Raw genomic sequence first — 21,195 nt, 5'->3', positions numbered from 1 at the left:
AAAATAATAATTACTGATATATTATATATCAGTAATTATTGCATATTTTTGATTTTAGATAAAAGTGTAATATCTGATATTCTCATATTTTTATCTACAGCCTTACACATATCCCATATAGTAAGAGCAGCAATACTAACAGCAGTTAAAGCTTCCATTTCAATACCTGTTTTATAACTGCATCTACAATAAGATTTTATGAGTATACAATCCTCTTCCATAGTAAAGTCTAAACTAACCTTCTCTATATTGATATTATGACATAATGGTATCAATTCAGAAGTATGTTTAGCTCCCATTATACCTGCAATTCTAGCTACAGATATAACATCACCTTTTTTTATATTATTTTCTTCTATTAGTTTCAAAGTTTCTTTAGATAAATATATTTTACCAACAGCCTCAGCAGTTCTTTTTACAATATCTTTATCTCCAACATCCACCATATTAGCATTACCACTTTCGTCTATATGTGTTAATTTATCGCTCATCTTTCAACCTCAATTTTAATTAACCGCCTATCATACTAAGCGATTCCACATCGCTATAAGTACCATTTTCAGGCTTATAATCTATACATTTTATAATAGAACTTCTTATATCATTAAAATCCAATTTAAACTTTATATTACTATGCAAACAGCTTAATAAATATCCATCAGACAATAATCTTATTCTATTACAGAATTTACATTTAGCAGGTCTATCATAATCTATAGCATCAAGTTTCTGTTCATTAAGATTATAATACTGAATAGTTTGAACTTTGGCATTCAAATTTGAAGCATATTCATTTATCAAAGCAAGTTCTTCTTTTGTTTTATCATCATAAATAACTACATTAATCTTTAATTGAAAACCTAATTCTGATGCTTTTTTTATACCTTTCATAGCATCATATAAACTTCCCCCTCTTGTAATATATTTATATCTTTCACTATCAAGAGTATCAAGAGATATATTAATAGAATTAAGACCAGCTTCTTTTAACCTTTTTGCAATATCATAAAGCATAACGGCGTTAGTAGTCATAGCAATAGTTTCTATTTTTTCTATACTTCTAATCATAGCTACTAATTCATCAATATTCTTTCTGACTAAAGGTTCTCCTCCTGTAAGTCTAACTTTTTTTATTCCAAGTTCTGCTGCCTCTTTTACAACACTATATATTTCTTCATATGTTAAAATCTGATGATGAGATTTTTTCATAATACCTTCTTCAGGCATACAATATACACATCTCAAATTACATCTATCTGTAACAGAAATGCGTAAATAATTTATTTCTCTATTAAAGGAATCTAACATCTGCTATACTCCCCTTATTGATATCAGAAACACCAATATCTATTTTTAATATTCCATTAGCCTCAGAAAAAGATGATATCATAGAAGAATTATTATATCTTATAAGTTTGACATATAATTTAGTTTCATCAAAAAATAGATTAACAGGTACATACTCAAGTCTTTCTGTATCCTTTCTTTTAAAATCTTCAAAAAGTACAGCTTGTATATAACTTGAATCATAATCTACACCCAAACATTTTAATATATAAGGCTTAACCATTATTTCAAAAGTCATAAAAGAAGAAACTGTATTACCAGGTAAAGCAAATACAGCCTTCTTGCCTAATTTACCAAAAAATAAAGGTTTTCCGGGCTTCATAGCTATACCATGAAATATTTGATTAACTCCAAGTTCTAATAACTCCTTATGAACATAATCAAAATCTCCCATAGATACTCCACCGCTTATAAGAACTATATCATTCTCATTCAATGCTTTTGATAATACATCTTTTATCTCTTTTTCATCATCATTAACCTTACCATAAAATTTGCTGCTGCATGATAAAGCTGAAGTTCTGGAAACAAGCATAGGAGCATTAGCATCATATATTTGACCTTCTTTTAAAGATTCCCCTATATTTGCTATTTCATTACCCGTAGATATTACAGCAGTACTAATTTTCTTTTTTACTTCAACACTGCTATAGCCAAATCCTGCAAGTATCGCAGCATCTTTCGGCATAAGCATTTTTCTATCTAATATTTTTTCACCTATTTTTTTATTATTGCCTTTTTTTATTACATTATTAAACATTTCTTTTTTAGTGAAATTAATAATAGTTTTACCATTTTCTTTTTTTTCTTCAGTCCACTCTACCCTCTGAACTGCATCAAAATCTTTAGGGAGCATAGCACCTGTCATTATTTTCACACATTCTCCACTTTTTACATCAATATCTACACAAAATCCTGCCGATACAACTTTATCCTCAATTAATACATAATTATCTCTATTTTCATCTTCTTTTCTATAGGCATAACCATCCATAGAAGATTTACTAAAAGGAGGGTCATCATTCAAAGCATAAATGTCATCAACTAAAACCCTATTATAAGAATCAAGCACTGATATTTTTTCATTGCCATAATCTTCAGAGTTTTTCAATACCAATTCTAAAGCCTCATCAGGGTGTAAAAAAGTTCTTGCCATATTAACTCCTATTTATAAATAAAAATTATTCACATTATGCATCTAGCAACTAAAGTTACTAGACACTCACAATTTTTATAATTTTTTTAATTAACATTATAATATAAATCAGTTTTTTACTTTCCTTCTATTTTCTGCTGTTGCTCTTACAAGTATAAGTTCCGCAGCTATACTAATCGCTATTTCCTCTGTATTCTCTGCACCTATTGCTATACCTATTGGAGCATGCACTCTTGACATCATATAATCAGTATAATTTTCTTCTGCTTTGAGTTTATCATGCAATGTTTTGATTTTTTTCTTACTTCCTATCATTCCTATATATAATGCATTAGTTTTTAAAGCATTCTTTTCTACTACATAATCATGAGAATGCCCTCTAGTTACTATAATTATATAATCTTTATCCGTAATACTTATTTTATTAAATACATTATCATAATCTTCTGTTATTATTTTACTTGCATTAGGAAATCTATCTTTATTGGCAAATTCATCTCTATCATCTATAACAATACAATTAAAACCTATTTTGTATAAAACTTCAACCAAATCATAAGATACATGTCCCGCTCCAAATATATAAACATTACTTTCTTTAGATTCTATTTCTTTTTTCAAATCATTTATAATATCTTTATTATCATTCAAATATATAAATGAAATTTCAGCACTTCCTCCGCATACCATACCTATTCCACCTGCATCTTGAGGAGTAAGATTATATTCTTTATTTGAAGTTTCTTTATTGTTTAAAAAATTATATGCATCTTTTATAGCTTCAAATTCTAATAATCCGCCGCCAATTGTACCAATATTCTTTTGTTTATTATCTTCTTTATAAACTATCATAAAGGCATCAAATGTTCTTGGTACGGATCCTGAAGTTTTTAATATTTTTATTAATTCTGTTTCTATATTCAAATTGACAAGTTCTAATGCCTTATCCAATATTTGTTTATTATTCATTTACTTTCCTTATACAATAAATATATCTCAATAAATATTATAATAATTTTTTTGTAATTTTTAAATAAAATTCTAAAAAAAAATTATATAGATATTGAATATTTTATAGTTTTATATTAAATTCTATAATATGATTTTTTAATGTTGGATTTGAATGTATGGAAAAAAAATACTTTGAATTAATTTCTTTAAATATATCACAAAATAGAGGTACAGTAAAGATACCTGTAGAAAAAATAACATTAATAGAAGATAAAGGTGTTCTTAATGATGCACATTTTGATAAGCTCAAAGACAGACAAGTTTCAGTACTTGCTATTGAAGATATAGAATATACAAACACCAACATGAAAACAGAACTTAAACCAGGAGACTTTGCTGAAAATATCACAACAAAAGGTGTTGAGCTTTATAAACTTCCTATAGGAACTAAAATGTATATAGGCGATACTATACTAGAAGTTTCAAAAATAGGAAAAGCATGCCATCATGGATGCGATATAAAGCAATTGGTAGGAGATTGCATTATGCCTAAAAAAGGAATATTTGTGAAAGTTGTAAAAGGAGGCGATATTAAACTTGAAGATACTTGTTATTACTGTATCTGATAGAGTATCTAAAGGCATATATGAAGATAAATCAGGTGCTGTTATAGTAAAGACTCTTGAAGATAATTTAAAAGATCAAATAGAAAATATAGAAAAAATTATTATACCAGATGAATACGATATAATATTAAATGCTATGAAAGAAAATAAAGAGAAATTTGATATTATAATCACTACAGGCGGAACTGGTTTATCTCCTAGGGATGTAACTCCTGAAGCCACTATGGAATTCTGTAAAAAGGAAGTAAGAGGTATATCCGATTATTTAAGGCAGGAATCTATAAAAGATACTATGTTTGCAGTTCTTTCAAGAGGTTATGCAGGAATAAATAATAATGTATTTGTTGTCAATTTCCCCGGAAGCGAAAAAGGTGCTGAATACTGTACCAATTTAATGATTCCTTTGCTTGGTCATATTATAAGTATGATGAGAGGAGAAGGACATTAAAATATTTTTATAATTTTAAAATTTTTATTTTTTATAATAAAAACAAAAATAATTTTAAAGGTGTAATTTTATGAAAAAGTTAATATTTTTAATTCTATTAATATCATATTCATTTATAGCATGCGGAACTAAAAATACATCTCAAAGTAATGCCAATACTGAAAATAAAGAAATTCTGATATTGGCAGCTGCAAGTCTGACAGATGTTCTAACAGAATTGGCTAATAATTACAAAGAAGAAACAGGTACTGAAGTTATATTCTCTTTTGCTTCATCAGGAGCATTACAAACTCAAATAGAAGCAGGTTCTCCAGCAGATATATTTTTCTCAGCAGCTCAAAAACAAATGGATGCACTTCAGGAAAAAGATTTAATAGACACTGAAACAAGAAAAGATTTGCTTGAAAATAAAGTTGTATTGATTACTCCAAGCAATTCAACTTTAAATATAAAATCATTTACAGATATAACCAATGCTGATATTACTAAAATAGGATTAGGAGAGCCTAAAAGTGTTCCTGTAGGACAGTACTCAGAAGAGATATTGAGTAATTTGTCTATACTTGATGCTGCAAAGCAGAAAGCTGTTTATGGTTCTGATGTTAGAAATGTACTTTCTTGGGTTGAAACAGGTGAAGTTGATTGCGGTATAGTTTATGCCACTGATGCTAAAATAGCTAAAAATGTAAATATAATATCTGAGGCTCCTGAAGGCACACATAAAAAAGTTATTTATCCTATTTCTATAGTAAAATCATCTGTAAATAAAGAAGAAGCTAAAAAATTTATAGATTATATTTCTACTGATAAATCAATAGAAACATTCAAAAACTATGGCTTTACTGTAGTACAATAATATAATGGAATATACTCCTTTAATACTATCTATAAAAACGGCATTTTATTCCACAATAATCACTTTTTTTGTTGGAATATATGCCGCTATTATTGTAGTAAAGATAAAAAAATTTTCATCTATATTTGATATAATATTCACACTTCCGCTTGTGCTTCCTCCAACAGTTGTAGGTTTTTTTCTGCTTATATTTTTCGGACGAAATTCTTTCATAGGATCTATAGCATCAAAATTGGGCTTTCAATTTGTATTTACATTAAAGGGGGCAATATTAGCATCTTTTATAGTATCATTTCCATTAATGTACAGAACTTCAAAAGGTGCATTTGAACAAATAGATAAAAATATTATAAATGCCGCTAAAACATTGGGTAAATCTGAAAATTGGATATTTTGGAGAATTATACTTCCAAATACTTGGCACTCTATATTGGGAGGTACTATACTTTCTTTTACAAGGGCTTTGGGAGAATTTGGGGCTACTATAATGATAGCTGGAAATATACCAAATAAAACACAGACTATGTCATTAGCTGTTTATACTGCTGTTCAGGCTGGAAACAGGGAATTAGCTTTGAAATGGGTTGTTATAATAGTTATGATATCATTCATAAGTATAATGATGATGAATATTGTTCTTCCTCTTTCAGATGCCATAAAAAAAAGATTATAATGTATTTGTAGGATTTTATATTGAGTTTAATAGTTGATATAAAAAAGAAACTGTCTAATTTTGATTTGGACTTACAGTTTGAAGTAAAAAGTGAAGTGTTTTCTATACTTGGAGAATCTGGAAGCGGTAAAAGTATGGTTTTAAAATGCATTGCTGGAATAGAAAAACCAGATAGAGGATATATAGAATTTAATGGTAATATTTTTTATGATTCTAAAAAAAAGATTAATGTAAAACCTCAAAAAAGAAATGTTGGTTTCCTATTTCAAAATTATGCTTTATTTCCGAATATGACTGTTGAAGAAAATATTAAATGCGGTATAAGAGATAAAAAAAATAGTATTAATATAGAATACATAATGAAAAAATTTTTTATACATCATATAAAAAATAAAAAGCCTAAAGAAATATCAGGAGGCGAGCAACAAAGAACAGCATTAGCTAGAATATTCGTATCATCTCCCAATATATTAATACTTGACGAGCCTTTAAGTGCTTTGGATCATCATATAAAATGGGAATTAGAAAAATTTATTGCATCAAGTATAAAAGAATTTGACGGTACTACCCTATTTGTATCGCATAACAGAGATGAAGTATATAGATTATCTAATAATATAGGAATAATAAATAAAGGAAAATTCGATATAATAGATTCTAAATATAATCTATTTGAAAATCCAAAAACTTATTTCTCGGCACTTCTTACTGGATATAAAAATTTCTCAAAAATAAAAATTATTGATAATAAAAAAATTGAATGCATTGATTGGAATATCACTTTAATAATAAATGAACTTAATAAAAATACTGAAAATGCTAATTATATAGGAATGCGTCCGTATTCTTTTTTTGATTGCAAAGATAATACAAATAATATAAAATCAAAAATAACAAATATTACAGAGGACATGTTCTCATATATAATAACTTTAGTACCTATTAATAGTAACAATCAAATCACTTGGAGATTGGATAAAAATAGTTACAATAATAATTATAAATTAAATGATATAGTTAATCTTGGTTTTAATATAGATGATATAATATTCCTTAAATAATTTCCTTATAAATCTTTAGAATGCTTTAAATATTAAAAAAACTTGGGCGGGGACATTTATTTCTAATATGGCAAAAAACTTTATTTAAATTAAAATTGATAAGTAAACAATAAAAAATAAAGGGCGGGGTATGAAAATAGATAAAAAAATGATTATAAAATATATAAAATAATCTTATTAAAATTTTAATTTTTTGCTTTATTCTAAATCCCCCCTATATATTTGCTGCTTATTTTAGAATTGATAATTATTATTATATTTAATATTTATTTATAACATATTAGCTTCCCACCCAAATTTTAATTAAATTTATAGCCTAATTAACGCACGAAGAAAAAATTTAATATAAAAGAATAATTAATAATAGCATGTAATTATATATAAAATTTTATTAACCGTGCGTAAAATAAATAATAATTTAATATTTGATACTAAAAAATTTTTTGACAATTTTTTTTAGTATTAGTATAATCTTAATTATGAGAAAGAAAAAAAATAAATTAAATGAGAATATAGAGGAATTATATAAAAAATCCGTCATAAGAAAATGCAAGATAGAAGAAGATGTAGAATCTAATACGAGATTAGATAAATATATGGGCGATAGATTTTCTTATTATTCAAGAAATAAATGGCAGGATTTAATAGGACAAGGCTTGGTGCTTCTGAATAATAAAAAAGTAAAATATACAAGAGCAGTAAAAAAAGGAGATGAAATAGCTTATCACATAATAGGAATGAAAGAACCCGAAGTAGATAAAAATGTATCTATAGTATATGATGACGGTGATTTAATTATAGCAAATAAACCAGCCAATTTACCAGTTATACCTTCAGGAAAATACTATCATAATACACTTCATACTATAGTAAAAAATATGCTAGGCTGTAATATAAATATGCTCAATAGAATAGATAGAGAAACAAGCGGATGTGTAGTTCTCTCAAGAAGCAGTAAAACAGCATCAAATTTCTGTGCTATACTTGCAGGAAGAAAAATAAATGGTAAACAATACAGAAGAAACTCTATAAAAAAAACTTATATAGCCATAGTTGAAAATTCTAAAAATATAGAGGATAAATTTATTGTAGAAGGCTATATGCTTGAAAGCGGACATAAATATTATAGACGTTTTCAAACACTTCATAAAGAAAATATAAAAGGTTCTAAATATTCAAAAACAGCCTTCAAAACTATAAAAAAAATAGGCAATTATGCTATTGTTATGGCTAGACTATATACTGGAAGAATGCATCAAATTAGAGTTCATCTATATTCTAAAGGTTTATTCATGGTAGGCGACAAAATATATGGTAAATACGGACCAAAAGTATTTGATGACTTTATAGAAAAAGATATTATACCAACAGGGTTTTTCAAAAGACAAGCTTTGCATGCCTATAGTCTTGAATTTAATCATCCCATTAGCGATGAAAAAATAAAAGTAAAAGCCCCATTACCTAAAGATTTAAAAAACTTCATAAAAAAAATAGGAAATAAAGTAAAAATTTAGTAAAATATTTGTAAAAAAACTTGACAAATGATAAAAAAGTGATATACTTATAACTATAAAGATAATTTATATATATAAAAAAATTGGAAGGGAGTAAATCATGAAAAAATTATCTATTTTACTAACATCATTAATTATTTTATCAGCATCAAATCTTTTTGCAGATGACTGGGTAGTTCCTCCTAGTTCTTTACCTCAAAAAGCTACTTCATTCATACAAAGAGTCTTCCCTAATACTCAAATATGGAAAGTAGAAAGAGATGGAAGAAAATTTGATGTAAAATTATCCAATGGAACATCAATAGACTTTTTAAGTAATGGAGATTGGGATAATATAGACAGTGAATATAGCCCTATACCAGATGCTGCTTTTCCTCAAGCTGTTATAAAGGCTATAAGAAATGCGTATCCTCAAGCTGCTATAATAGATGCAGAAAAAGAATGGGGAAATTATAAATTAAAATTAAACAATATGATGGAAATTATGGTAACAGGAAACGGACAGATTATGGGACAAAAATTTGATGATTGATTAAATTAAGCAAAATAAAAGCGGTTGTATTAATAAAATACTTCCGCTTTATTTTTATATTATATTCCAAATCTTTTCATTATAACATCAATATTTCTTAAATAGTATGCATAATCAAAGCAATCATCTATTTCTTTAGAACTTAAATATTTTGTTATATCTTCATCTTTATGAACATTCTCTTTGAAATCTTCATTATTGAGCCATCTTTTCATTGCATTTCTTTGAACCCATCTATAAGCATTATCTCTATCTATGCCTTTATTAACTAAACTTATTAAAATCCTTTGACTGAAAATTAAACCTCCTGTCTTTTCAATATTAGCCTTCATAGCTTCTGGATATATTAAAAGTTTATCAACTATATCAATAAATTTATTAATAGCATAATCAACAGCAATAGTAGAATCTGGCAGTATAACTCTCTCAACAGATGAATGGCTAATATCTCTCTCATGCCAAAGTGTAATATCTTCCATAGAAGCTAATGCATTTCCTCTCACAATTCTAGCCAAACCTGATATTCTCTCACATGTAATAGGATTTCTTTTATGAGGCATAGCTGATGAACCTTTCTGCTTTTCACTGAAATATTCTTCTGCTTCTCTAATATCAGTTCTCTGCAAATTTCTAATCTCAGTAGCAAATTTCTCCAATGAACTAGCAACTATAGCCAAAGTAGTAAGATACTGAGCATGTCTGTCCCTTTGTATTATTTGAGTGGACACTTTATCCGCTTCTATTGCTAATTTTTTACAAACTATTTCTTCTATTCTAGGATCAATATTACTATAAGTACCAACTGCCCCAGAAAGTTTACCTACAGAAACCTGCTTTTTAGCCTCATCTACCCTTTTAATATTTCTTTCATTCTCATCATACCATAATATAAATTTCAAGCCTAATGTCATAGGTTCAGCATGTATACCATGTGTTCTTCCTATACAAGGAGTATATTTATGCTCTTTTGCTCTTCTCAATAAAACTTCTGATAATCTTTTCAAATCATCTAAAATAATTTCAGCAGATCTTTTCATCATAACAGCTAATGCAGTGTCTTTAACATCGCTTGAAGTTAAACCCTTATGTATATACTGTCCTCCCTCCCCTACATTCTCTTGAACTGCAGTTACAAATGATATTATATCATGATTAGTTTCTTTCTCTATTTCAGCAATTCTCTCTACAGTGAAAGTTGCTTTTTCTTTAATATTTTTTACAGCTTCTGCAGGTATTTCTCCAATTTCTGCCATAGCCTCGCATGCTGCTATTTCAACATCAAGCATTACCTGAAACTCATTTTGTAAACTCCAAAGTTCTCCCATCTCTTTTCTAGTATATCTCTTTATCATAAATTATTATCCTCAATAAAATTATTAAATATAAAATCATTATAGATAAAATTATAATTTATTTCAATTATTTTTTAGCTGTTGTAATTTATCAAAAAAAGAATTAAAATTTATTGAATTAAAATATATGGAGCATATAAAAATGAAAATTTATGATTTAAGAAGCGACACCATCACTAAACCAAGCAAAGCAATGCGTAAAGCTATATATAATGCTGAATGTGGTGATGATGTATATATGGAAGACTCTACTGTTAATAAACTTCAGGAAATGGCTGCTGATATAACAGGAAAAGAAAAAGCAATATTTGTTTCAAGTGGTACTATGGGAAATTTAATACCAATGATGATATTAGGAAGAAAAACAAGCCAAATTCTTTTAGAAGAAGAATCCCATATAATACATTATGAGCTTGGAGGAGTTTCATCTTTGGCTGGAATAATACCACTTCCTGTAAAAGCTGAAAGAGGAATTTTAATTAAAGATATAATAAAAAATTATTTAGATGAACAGCCTTATTATATGTCAGCGGTTAATATAATTGAAGTTGAAAATACTCATAATAGACATGGAGGAAGCGTTTATCCTATAGAAGTATTAAAAGAACTTTATGATTTCACTAAATCAAAAAATGTTCATCTTCATATGGACGGAGCAAGGGTTTTTAATGCATCTATAGCAAGTAAAGTTTCCGTTAAAGAAATCGCTTCAAATACTGATTCTATAACTTTCTGCTTATCAAAAGGATTAGGAGCACCAATGGGAGCTATGATATGTGCAGATAAAGATTTTATTGATGAAGCATTTAGAGTAAGAAAGCTTATAGGAGGAGGTATGAGACAAATAGGTTTAATGGCTGCCGCTGGAATATATGCTCTGGAAAATAATATATCATCATTAGAAGAAGATCATAAAAAAGCTAAAAAAATTGCAGAATCAATAATAGAATCTCAAATAGGATCTGTAAATTTAAAAGATGTAGAAACTAATATAGTTATTGCTGATACAAAAAAATTATCTTCTACTATAATATCAAAACTTTCAGAAAAAGGAATAAAGTCTAGTTCTTTCGGAGATTATAAAATAAGATTTGTTACTCATAGAGATATAAGTATGGAGGAAATAGATGAAGTTTGCCAAATAATAAAAAACTTAAAAATATAATTAATATATAAAAAAGAGTATGCTAAATGTGAAAGAAGCATACTCTTTAATAATATTATTTTTTATTTAATTAAAATTATTATCTAATTTAAAATAATCAAGCTCAGATGATAAATTAGCAGTAGCATTAACAACATCTTTTCCAAGTATTGAACTTTCATTAACCAAGTGAGCATTTTCCTGAGTTATTTTATTTAATTCATTCATAGCAGTACTAATCTGTTTAACGCTACTCTCTTCATTAGATGTAGATTCATATATGCGAATCAATATATCTGAAACTTCTCTAGCAGAATTTTCTATTTGAACAAGAATATCTAAAGAGCGTCTTACAGATTCATCTCCAATTTCAATTTTAGATACAGTATTTTCTATAATACTTGTAATGTTTCCAGCAGCCTCATTAACATTCTGTGCTAAACTTCTTATTTCAGAAGCAACAACGGCAAAACCTCTTCCCTGCTCTCCAGCACGTGCCGCCTCAACAGCAGCGTTAAGTGCCAATATATTAGTTTGAAAAGCTATTGTCTGTATCAATTTTGTAATATTAGATATCTCTTTACTAGACTCAGAAATTTCTATCATATTATTTGATATTTCATTAACTGCTGATACACCATTCTGGGTAGATTCTGTAACCCTAGAACTCATATTCTTAGCATCATAAGATCTCTTTGAAGTTTCAGAAATTGCCGATAGTAAATTTTCTATAGAACTAGTAATTTCTTCAACAGCAGATGCCTGAGAAGATGTTCTATCTGATAAATGATCTATTCCTGTTGATATTTTTTCAGATGAATTATTGATTAATGAAATATTTTCCTTTAATTCAAAAACAATTTTATGCATTATATGCTGCATATCATTAATAGAATTTGATAAAAGCCCAGCCACATCTTTTCTCTGTAAATCTTTACTTTCAAATTTACTATCAAATCTTCCATCCTGCATCATTGTAATTATTGTAATAGCATGATACAAATTATTTGATAATGGTATAACTATTCTGGCAACAAGAAGACATTCCAATATTATAAGAACAAATATACATAAAAATAAACTTAACATCAAAAATCTAAATTGATTATAAAATTGTTCAGCACTTCCTTTGAATACTAATATCCAAGGAGCATTGTAAGTTTTTTTGATAGAATACCATTCATTACCTACAATATCCAAATCCCCTATATGAGAAGTTAAATCATTTTTAAAACTAGAGAATATATCATATGTAAATAAATTATTAGTTTCATTCAAAATATAATCTTTATTATCATGAGTCATGAATATACCATTATCAGAAACTATATAAATATCATCAGTAAAATTTCTCTTTAAACTATCAGCTATTTCATTTACATCGGTAAAATCTATAGAAAATACACCTTTTAAAGAATTATTAGTATATACAGCCTTAGAAAATGTTATAGTAAGTTTATTAACAGCAAAATCAATATAAGGCGAACTAATAACAATATCATTAGTAGTTAATGCATCTTTATACCAACCTCTTGAAGTTTGATCATAACTAAGAGGATAAACCTCTAATGTATTTATAAAAGTACCTCCTTGAGGATATGGAACTGCATCGCCAAAATAAATATTTAAATACCCTGTATTAAGTTTCTGAACATTAGTAATAAAGTGCCCAAATTCAATTAAGTTAGGATTAGATTTCAAATAGGCTTCCATCACATAAACCGTATTCTTTAATTCTTCAACATATCCTTCCGCTCTGGTTTCAACTTCTAATGAGCTAATATTCTTCTCATTTAAAAACCTAGATTTATACAAAGGTCTATAAATAATATAAATGCCAATAAACAACAACAATAGAAATATTATAAAAGGTGCCAAAAACTTCAACATTAATTTATTTTTCATAATAATAACCCTTATAAAAATTTATCCCTAATATTATAATATATAAAATTATATTCATATGTCAAATATATTACAATTTTTTTGCATAAACTCTAATAATATACAATTTTTTTGTAAATATTTTTTATTTTACTACAAATTATACATCATTTTTTTGATATTACCCTTATATTTTCACCATAAGACCATATATTATTATTATTTTTATAGTCTATAAATGATAAATTCGCAAAAGTAAATGTTTTTAAAGCAAAAATAGAAAATTTAAATAAATTCTTTATACTAGGAAAACTACCTTCAAGTATATTTGCTCTTAATTTTTCATTACCTATATCAACTTTATAATTACTGTAACTATATCCTATAATATCCAAATCAGCCTTTTTTATAAACCTTATCAGATTATCCTTATCAAAATTCACAATATGCTCAGTAGATAAGTATCTCATAAGCATTTCATAACTACATTGATCAATCATAGGAGAATTAGGCACTTCTATATATAAATGCCCATTATCTTCAAGTATATCTTTTACTTTCAGAAGTATTTCAAAAGGATTTTTAAAATGCTCTATAACATGCGAAAGTATTATTATATCGTATTTATTAGTACTTTCCAAAAAATTAGGCTCTAACTTTATATCATATTTTTTTTTGGCATAATATCTAGCATTATCATTAAGTTCATAACCGTAAACATCACTACCATTTTTCTTAAAAATATTCAAAAGCAAACCATCAAAAGCACCAATTTCACATACTTTTTTATTATTGCAGTCTATATGTTTTTTTATAAAGTTAAATTGAGATATACTTCTAGCATAACGCATTTTACTTTTAGCTATTTCAAATATTCTATTTTTTATATTATTATGATATTCATTTTTATATAAAAAATAAATTTCTTCATCGGAAGGCAATTCTATAAAATAAAGAGAACAATCATTACATTGATAAACTTTTTTATCATTCTCCCATATATTTTTTATAATGCCTATTTCTCTATAATGCCCGCTGCCACAAACTTCACATATCATAAAAATATACTCAATTATTCAAAAGAAAGTTCAATACCACATTTAGGACATTTAGTCATATCTTCAGTGATATTTGATCCGCAATTAGGACATTCATAAACTTCTATTTCTTCAACAATATCTTCAGAAGTAGTTTCATATTCATCTCCTGAAGCCTCTACAACCTCAACAACATCCTTCATTACAGAAATTAAATTATCAACTGTATCTTTTTCTAAATTAGTTTTTTCTATAATATCATCAACAGACATATTATATAACTCTTCTATAGAATTAATATTATTATCTATGAGAGTTTTAATAATAGATTCATCAATACCCTGTAAAGAATATAAATTACTTTCAAATACCTCTTCTATTTCTGATTCCTCGTAAGAAGTTTCTATTTCTTCAGTATTTTCTGAGAATATCTGATTCAAAGGAACTATATCCTTTAATAATTCAGGATTTTCTTTAATATCAGTTTCTGTTTTTATATCGAAATAGTATCCTGTAAGCTGTGAAGCAAGTTTAACATTATATCCGCTCTTTCCTAATGCAAGAGAAAGCTGTTCATCTGGTATAATAATCATAGCCTCTTTCTTTTCAGGATCTGTAATAATGATTCTAATAGGCTTAGCAGGAGTTATAGCCTCAGCAATATATTCTCTTATATCTTTAGACCATTTTACAACATCTATTTTCTCGCCTTCTATCTCTTTGATTACAGATTGTATACGAATACCTTTCTGTCCGATACAAGCTCCTATAGGATCAACTTCAGGCTTATTTGATACAACAGCAACTTTTATTTTTAAACCAGGCTGTCTTACAACATTCTTAATTTCTATAGTACCATCAGCAATTTCAGGTATTTCCAATTCAAATAATTTCTTAATAAAATCAGCTTTAGTTCTAGTTAAAAATATAGTAGGATGTCCAGCCTTATCATTTTCAACTTTATAAATATACGCTCTTATTCTATCTCCAGCTGTATAATGCTCTCTTGGAGACTGATCTTTTTTGGACAATAAACCTTCAGTCTTTCCTAAATTAACATAAATATTTCCTCTGTTCTCCCTCTGAAAATATCCATTAACAAGCTGATTTTCTCTTCTTTTAAACTCTTTAAATATAATATTTTTTTCAAGCTCAGAAATCTTCTGGAAAAATGCAGTTCTTGCCACTGTACTTTCTATTCTTCCGAATGCTTCAACCTGATCTACTAATATCAAAACTTCATCACCCAAGTTAATATCCTGATCTAATTTCTTAGCTTCTTCAAGAGATATTTCTTTATTCTTATCATTAACCTCTTCTACAACGTTAGCTGCCTTATATACAGTGGGATTATTTTTATTATCAAAATGTATATGGAAATTTATATCATTACCATATTTCTTTTTCAAAGCCAAAATCATAGTAGATTCTATAACTTCTTTTAAAAGTTCTACGCTAATATCCTTTTCATCAGATAACTGCTGTAAATAAGTTCCAACGTTTTCAAACATCTTGATTCTCCATTTTTTATTTTTTATAAATCACATACACATATAAGTATATAAATATTAACAATTTAATCTTGCTTTTATAATATCATTTTTTAATATTTTAATATTTTTTTCATTTATAATATTATCTTCATCAAAAACACTTATGATAATATAATCATCTTTAGCTTCTTTTAATACTGCCGTAACTGTAATAAAATCTTCTCCATCTTTATACTTTATTTTTATAGGCATATCCTCAAATAATTCATATCTATCATCAAATTTCCATCTAAAGCCTGCAGAAGAAACTGTAATAGTATAATCTCCCTCATCATACCCATTAGACTTTATACTGTTTTGTATTATTCTTGTAGTTTCTATACAATGACTATGCGATACACTTTCTTTCTTCTTAAAAATAACAGCATAAAGTTTTTTATTATCAGAAATAGCTCTTACTTTCAAATCAAGCAAATATATTCCTTTTTCTTGTAAAATACCTTCTATTTCATTAAATAATAAAGTTTCATCTATTATATTAATTTCTATTTTTTTCTTCTTATCATTTTTTAATTTCTTTTTTTTAGGCTCTCTGCCGTATTCTTTTTGCTTTTGAGGTCTACTTTTATTATTCATACAAATACTATTTTATAATATTTTCCTAGAATAAAGATATAAAAAAAGAGTGTCGGCTTCTTTTAGAAGAAAACCAACGCCCTTCATTACAAATATTTTCGGAAGTAGTTTTATTTTATCCTACTAATAAATTTTGTCAAGTACTTTAATAAAATTTATTATTATGTTAATGTTAATACAATTGACTTTTATAATTTTTCATATACTATTATAATCTATATTTTTTTAATTGGCATAATAATGATTTTCTATATTTTAACTATAATATTTTTTCTATATGTAATATTTATATCTATAAAAATGCTTCTGGAAAACAGACCTCCATACTCATTTATAGCATGGCTTACCGTTTTGGTATTTCTGCCTTATATAGGAGTTATATTTTATATATTTTTAGGAATGAATTGGAAAAAATCAAAAAAGAAAATTTCTGCTAAACTTCCTGAAGATATGATAAAAAAATATTTTTCATCTCTATTGAAAGAACAAATAGAAATACTTGATAATATGCATGGTAATTACAGCAAACATGTAAATTTGGTTAAACTTGCTATAAAAAGCGGTTATTCTCCTATAACAGTTCAAAATGAAGTTGCTATATTTGATGAAGGGCAAGAACTTTTTGATGCTATGATTAAAGATTTGAAATTGGCAGAGAAAACTATACATATGGAATACTTTATATGGAGAAGTGATAAATTAGGAAATAGAATAAAAGATGTTTTAATAAAAAAAGCAAAAGAAGGAGTAAAGATAAGGCTTATATTTGACGGTGTAGGATCTTTAAAAAGAATAAGTAAAAAATACAGAAAAGAATTAAAAGAAAATGGAATAAAATTTTTATATTATCATGATCCTTTTTCAATATTATGGACTAGATTTGTAAATTATAGAAATCATAGAAAAATAGTTGTTATAGATGGGCTTGTATCATATATGGGAGGTATGAATTTAGGTCAGGAATACATAGATGGAGGAAAACGTTTTGATTCTTGGAAAGATGTTCATATGAGAATTGTAGGAGATACATGCAATCTTATACAAAATGTATTCGTATGCGATTGGTACAATGCTGGCGGAAGAGATTTAGAAGTTTTTAATATCAATGAAAATAAACGAAGACATTTAATAAAAATTAAATATGCTAATGAAGAATTGGATGAAGAAAAAGTTTATATTATTAAAAAAGATCTATTCCCAAAATCTAATACGGATAAATTTCTACCTGTTCAAATTATAACTTCAGGAGCAGACTCAAAATGGGATACTATACAAAAAGTATATTCAAAAATGATAGAAGAGGCAAAAGAAAGTATTTATATAGAAAGTCCTTATTTTGTACCAGACGATGGATTTTTAAGCACTTTAGAAAATGCCGCTCTATCAGAAATAGATGTTAATTTAATGATAACTGGAAAACCTGATAAATTAATTGCTTGGTGGGTGGCACAAACTTATTTTGAAACTTTACTCAAGGCTGGTGTTAATATTTATCTTTATGAAAAAGGTTTTCTTCATAGCAAATTTTGTGTTATTGACAGCAGAATAGTATCTTGCGGTACTTGCAATATGGATATAAGAAGTTTCTATTTACATTATGAAATGAATGCCGTTATATATGATGTTGATACAGCCAAAAAATTTGAAAATATATTTAAAAAAGATATGCTTAATTCTCATAAAATAACAATTGAAGAATATTCCAAACAACCTATGCTTGTAAGACTAAGAAATTCAGCTTGCCGAATAATAGCTCCTGTTTTATAATAAAAAGAATATTTATGTATTGAATAATTAACATATTTTTTATATAATATAATAATAAGGTAATATGATGATAAAAAAAATAAAAATTTCAGAATTAGACAATCAAGCTCTTTTTGATTTGGGACTTTCAAAAGAAAGCTATATTTTATTTATAGACGATGCAGGTATAAAAAAAGAAAATATTAATACTTTAAATGATGTACTAAGAAAAAGAGAAGATTTCTTTTTGAATATATCTTCAGAAAAAAATGAAAGTAATAAAAATAATATAAGTGGAAATGATTTGCTTATAGCTTTACCAGATATAAAAAACCTTATATATCATGCTTCTCTTAAATATCCTTTAAAAAATATTAATATATTTTCAAGACTAGTAAATTTGAAAAGTCTTCATCTATACGGAGACTTACCAAAAGATATGGAATTAAAGCCTCTTGATAATATAGAAAATTTAGAAAGTATATATATAGAAAATGGACTTACATTGAAACAAGATGTTTATTTATCTATGAGAAATACAATCAAAGAAATAGGTGCTGGAAGATTTAGAATGGAATCTTTTGATAAGAATCCTAATTTGAAAAAGATAGCTATTCTTTCAGGAGTTTCACATGAAGAAGAGATGCCTAAAAAACTTCCTGAACTTGAAGAGATATACATAGAAAAAGGAAAAAATATAAAATCTTTTAATTTCTTATCTGAAATGAAAACTCTTAAAGCATTGGAGCTAAATAATATACCAACTTTAAAAGAAATTCCTAATTTGAGCAATTTAGAGGATTTGAAAAAAGTAACATTAACTAATTTAAGAAATCTTGAAAATATGGATGCTATATTAAATCATCATAGAATAAGAATATTAATACTAGAAAACATAAAATGCTTTAATGTAGATATACTATCAAAGGAAAATGCTCCTAGAATTAAATATGTATCCGTTATAACCGATGATAAAAATTGGGATAGAAGAACAAAAAAATTATTGGAGGAAAAGGGATACAAAGACTATTATGAAGATTAGTGCTTTAGAATTTGATATACAGAAAGATAAATATAAAAATTTAGAAATAATTAATGATTTTATTAAAGATACAAATTCTAATTTAATAGTTCTTCCAGAATTAGCATCTAATGGATATTTGTTTGAAAATAGAGATTAATTAAAAAAAATATCTGAAAAATAATAAACAAATGTCATACTTGCTTCTTTTAACTGTTTTACCAAACTAGCATTCTCCTAACTACTTGCCTCCATTCTTAATATAGCCTAATTAACTTGATCAACTCCTCTTTGCTGTTCTACTGCTTTTAGTAAATACATACTGTAATTGTAAAATATTTTGATTTTTATCGTTTTTCTTTGACAAAATTAATAGAATTATATATCATATAACATATAAAAATATAAGGATTTCATATGTATAATATAAGCCAATTAAAAAATTTAATAAAAGAAAAAAGTATGGACGAAAAATTTTCTTTAATATACGGAGGAGATGAAGATAGTATATCAGAAGCCTATAATAGATTATCTGATACTATAAAACATTTTGAGAGTATAGATAAAACCGATGAAATATATTTATTTAGTGCTTCTGGGAGAACAGAGCTTTCTGGAAATCATACAGACCATAATAATGGATGTGTATTAACTGCCTCTATAAATTTAGATAAATTGGCAGTAGTTTCAAAAAGAAATGATGATAAAATAGCTGTTTATACTGATTATTCAAACAATCCTGATATTATAGATATAAATGATTTGGACATAAATAAAGATGAATATGGCAAATCTAATGCTTTAACAAGAGGAGTTTGTGCAGCAATAAAAAATAGAGGATATAAAATAGGAGGATGTACTATAACTATAAATAATAAAGTACTTATCGGAAGCGGATTAAGTAGTTCTGCAAGTTTTGAATCTTTAATTGGTGAAATACAAAATGCTTTATATAATGATGATAAGATAAGTAAAATTGATATAGCAAAGATAGGGCAATATGCTGAAAATATGTACTTTGGAAAACCTTGTGGGCTTATGGATCAGATGGGATGCTCTGTAGGTGGAATTATGTCTATAGATTTTAAAGATAATGATAATCCTATAATAGAAAAAGTAGAATATGATTTTGAAAGTAAAGGATATGCCCTTATGATAGTGGATGCCAAAGGAGATCATAGTTCACTTACAAATGAATATGCTGCTATAAGAGAAGAGATGAATTCAATAGCAAACTATTTTGGTAAAAAAGTATGCAGAGAAATAACTAAAGACCAATTAATTGAAAATGCTTCTAAATTGAGAAAAGAAATTGGAGATAGGGCTGTAATGAGAGCATATCACTTTATAGAGGAAAACGAAAGAGTAATTAATCAAATAAATGCTCTCAAAAATGATGATATAAATACATATATAAAACTTATGAATGAATCAGGACTTTCTAGCTTTATGTATTTACAAAACTGTTATTCAGTTACAAGCTCAAAAAATATGGGAGTTGCTTTAGGATTAACTTTAACAAAAGATTTCCTTAAAGGAAAAGGAGCATGCAGAGTACATGGAGGAGGATTTGCTGGAACTATACAAGCTTTAATACCTGTAAATGATATTAATGAATATAAAAAAGTTATGAATTCAATATTCGGTGAAGGAAGTGCTGTAAAAATAAAAGTAAGACAATCTCCAGTATGTGAAATATAAAATAAAAATAAAAGGCA

Annotated in this window: 21 protein-coding genes; 12 read left to right on the top strand and 9 right to left on the bottom strand. The window is 26.8% G+C overall.

Features of this window, described 5'->3' with window-relative positions:
• Positions 1–35: 35 nt before the first annotated feature.
• The 4 genes from moaC to Q1J76_RS09675 all read right to left on the bottom strand — a co-directional run bounded on the left by moaC (position 36) and on the right by Q1J76_RS09675 (position 3,472).
• Entirely contained in the window at positions 36–491 is a 456-nt protein-coding gene (gene moaC / locus Q1J76_RS09690; RefSeq protein ID WP_300369867.1) for a cyclic pyranopterin monophosphate synthase MoaC, read from the bottom strand.
• Between the two features lie 19 nt (positions 492–510).
• Positions 511–1,308, bottom strand: a complete 798-nt coding sequence (locus tag Q1J76_RS09685; protein WP_300369866.1) for a GTP 3',8-cyclase MoaA — start codon at positions 1,306–1,308, stop codon at positions 511–513.
• Entirely contained in the window at positions 1,292–2,503 is a 1,212-nt protein-coding gene (locus Q1J76_RS09680) for a molybdopterin molybdotransferase MoeA (protein WP_300369865.1), read from the bottom strand. Before Q1J76_RS09680 ends, Q1J76_RS09685 begins: the two co-directional genes overlap by 17 nt.
• A 108-nt stretch (positions 2,504–2,611) precedes the next feature.
• Positions 2,612–3,472, bottom strand: coding sequence for an XdhC family protein (locus Q1J76_RS09675; RefSeq protein ID WP_300369864.1), 861 nt, complete (start codon positions 3,470–3,472; stop codon positions 2,612–2,614).
• A 158-nt stretch (positions 3,473–3,630) separates the two neighbouring features.
• On the opposite strand from Q1J76_RS09675, the gene Q1J76_RS09670 reads away from it, so the two are divergent.
• From Q1J76_RS09670 to Q1J76_RS09640, 7 genes are all read left to right on the top strand, one after another.
• Complete coding sequence (locus Q1J76_RS09670; RefSeq protein WP_300369863.1) at positions 3,631–4,080, top strand: MOSC domain-containing protein; 450 nt, start codon at positions 3,631–3,633, stop codon at positions 4,078–4,080.
• Complete coding sequence (locus Q1J76_RS09665; protein WP_300369862.1) at positions 4,052–4,528, top strand: MogA/MoaB family molybdenum cofactor biosynthesis protein; 477 nt, start codon at positions 4,052–4,054, stop codon at positions 4,526–4,528. The genes Q1J76_RS09670 and Q1J76_RS09665 overlap by 29 nt, the downstream gene beginning before the upstream one ends.
• A gap of 70 nt (positions 4,529–4,598) precedes the next feature.
• Positions 4,599–5,384: a molybdate ABC transporter substrate-binding protein gene (modA, locus tag Q1J76_RS09660; protein ID WP_300369861.1), complete on the top strand. Its 786-nt coding sequence runs from the start codon at positions 4,599–4,601 to the stop codon at positions 5,382–5,384.
• Between the two features lie 4 nt (positions 5,385–5,388).
• Positions 5,389–6,057: a molybdate ABC transporter permease subunit gene (modB, locus tag Q1J76_RS09655; protein ID WP_300369860.1), complete on the top strand. Its 669-nt coding sequence runs from the start codon at positions 5,389–5,391 to the stop codon at positions 6,055–6,057.
• Positions 6,058–6,077: 20 nt separating this feature from the next.
• Complete coding sequence (locus tag Q1J76_RS09650) at positions 6,078–7,118, top strand: sulfate/molybdate ABC transporter ATP-binding protein (RefSeq protein ID WP_300369859.1); 1,041 nt, start codon at positions 6,078–6,080, stop codon at positions 7,116–7,118.
• A gap of 479 nt (positions 7,119–7,597) precedes the next feature.
• Positions 7,598–8,632: an RluA family pseudouridine synthase gene (locus Q1J76_RS09645; protein ID WP_300369858.1), complete on the top strand. Its 1,035-nt coding sequence runs from the start codon at positions 7,598–7,600 to the stop codon at positions 8,630–8,632.
• Between the two features lie 100 nt (positions 8,633–8,732).
• Complete coding sequence (locus Q1J76_RS09640; RefSeq protein WP_300369857.1) at positions 8,733–9,164, top strand: PepSY-like domain-containing protein; 432 nt, start codon at positions 8,733–8,735, stop codon at positions 9,162–9,164.
• A 59-nt stretch (positions 9,165–9,223) separates the two neighbouring features.
• Here the strand turns inward: Q1J76_RS09640 and purB are convergent, their stop codons facing one another.
• Complete coding sequence (gene purB, locus Q1J76_RS09635; protein ID WP_300369856.1) at positions 9,224–10,516, bottom strand: adenylosuccinate lyase; 1,293 nt, start codon at positions 10,514–10,516, stop codon at positions 9,224–9,226.
• A gap of 142 nt (positions 10,517–10,658) precedes the next feature.
• Here purB and Q1J76_RS09630 point away from each other — a divergent pair, with 142 nt between their 5' ends.
• Positions 10,659–11,681: a threonine aldolase family protein gene (locus tag Q1J76_RS09630; RefSeq protein WP_300369855.1), complete on the top strand. Its 1,023-nt coding sequence runs from the start codon at positions 10,659–10,661 to the stop codon at positions 11,679–11,681.
• Positions 11,682–11,747: 66 nt separating this feature from the next.
• Here the strand turns inward: Q1J76_RS09630 and Q1J76_RS09625 are convergent, their stop codons facing one another.
• The 4 genes from Q1J76_RS09625 to Q1J76_RS09610 all read right to left on the bottom strand — a co-directional run bounded on the left by Q1J76_RS09625 (position 11,748) and on the right by Q1J76_RS09610 (position 16,710).
• Entirely contained in the window at positions 11,748–13,565 is a 1,818-nt protein-coding gene (locus Q1J76_RS09625; protein WP_300369854.1) for a methyl-accepting chemotaxis protein, read from the bottom strand.
• Positions 13,566–13,711: 146 nt separating this feature from the next.
• On the bottom strand, positions 13,712–14,602 hold the full coding sequence (locus Q1J76_RS09620; protein ID WP_300369853.1) for a class I SAM-dependent methyltransferase: 891 nt from the start codon (positions 14,600–14,602) through the stop codon (positions 13,712–13,714).
• A 14-nt stretch (positions 14,603–14,616) separates the two neighbouring features.
• Positions 14,617–16,092, bottom strand: a complete 1,476-nt coding sequence (nusA, locus tag Q1J76_RS09615) for a transcription termination factor NusA (protein ID WP_300369852.1) — start codon at positions 16,090–16,092, stop codon at positions 14,617–14,619.
• 57 nt (positions 16,093–16,149) lie between these two features.
• Positions 16,150–16,710, bottom strand: a complete 561-nt coding sequence (locus Q1J76_RS09610) for an LSm family protein (protein ID WP_300369851.1) — start codon at positions 16,708–16,710, stop codon at positions 16,150–16,152.
• A 240-nt stretch (positions 16,711–16,950) separates the two neighbouring features.
• Between Q1J76_RS09610 and Q1J76_RS09605 the strand changes: the two genes are divergently transcribed.
• The 4 genes from Q1J76_RS09605 (at position 16,951) to Q1J76_RS09590 (ending at position 21,178) form a co-directional block, all read left to right on the top strand.
• The gene (locus Q1J76_RS09605) at positions 16,951–18,477 is read left to right on the top strand and encodes a phospholipase D-like domain-containing protein (protein ID WP_300369850.1); all 1,527 of its coding nucleotides are present in this window, start codon (positions 16,951–16,953) and stop codon (positions 18,475–18,477) included.
• Positions 18,478–18,544: 67 nt separating this feature from the next.
• Positions 18,545–19,498, top strand: a complete 954-nt coding sequence (locus tag Q1J76_RS09600; RefSeq protein WP_300369875.1) for a hypothetical protein — start codon at positions 18,545–18,547, stop codon at positions 19,496–19,498.
• The gene (locus tag Q1J76_RS09595; RefSeq protein WP_300369849.1) at positions 19,488–19,637 is read left to right on the top strand and encodes a hypothetical protein; all 150 of its coding nucleotides are present in this window, start codon (positions 19,488–19,490) and stop codon (positions 19,635–19,637) included. Before Q1J76_RS09600 ends, Q1J76_RS09595 begins: the two co-directional genes overlap by 11 nt.
• 257 nt (positions 19,638–19,894) lie before the next feature.
• Positions 19,895–21,178, top strand: a complete 1,284-nt coding sequence (locus Q1J76_RS09590) for a galactokinase (RefSeq protein WP_300369848.1) — start codon at positions 19,895–19,897, stop codon at positions 21,176–21,178.
• Positions 21,179–21,195 lie beyond the last annotated feature (17 nt).

This window comes from Brachyspira sp. (assembly GCF_029258575.1).
Lineage (GTDB): Bacteria > Spirochaetota > Brachyspiria > Brachyspirales > Brachyspiraceae > Brachyspira.
This window is presented reverse-complemented; position numbering and strand designations above follow the sequence as displayed.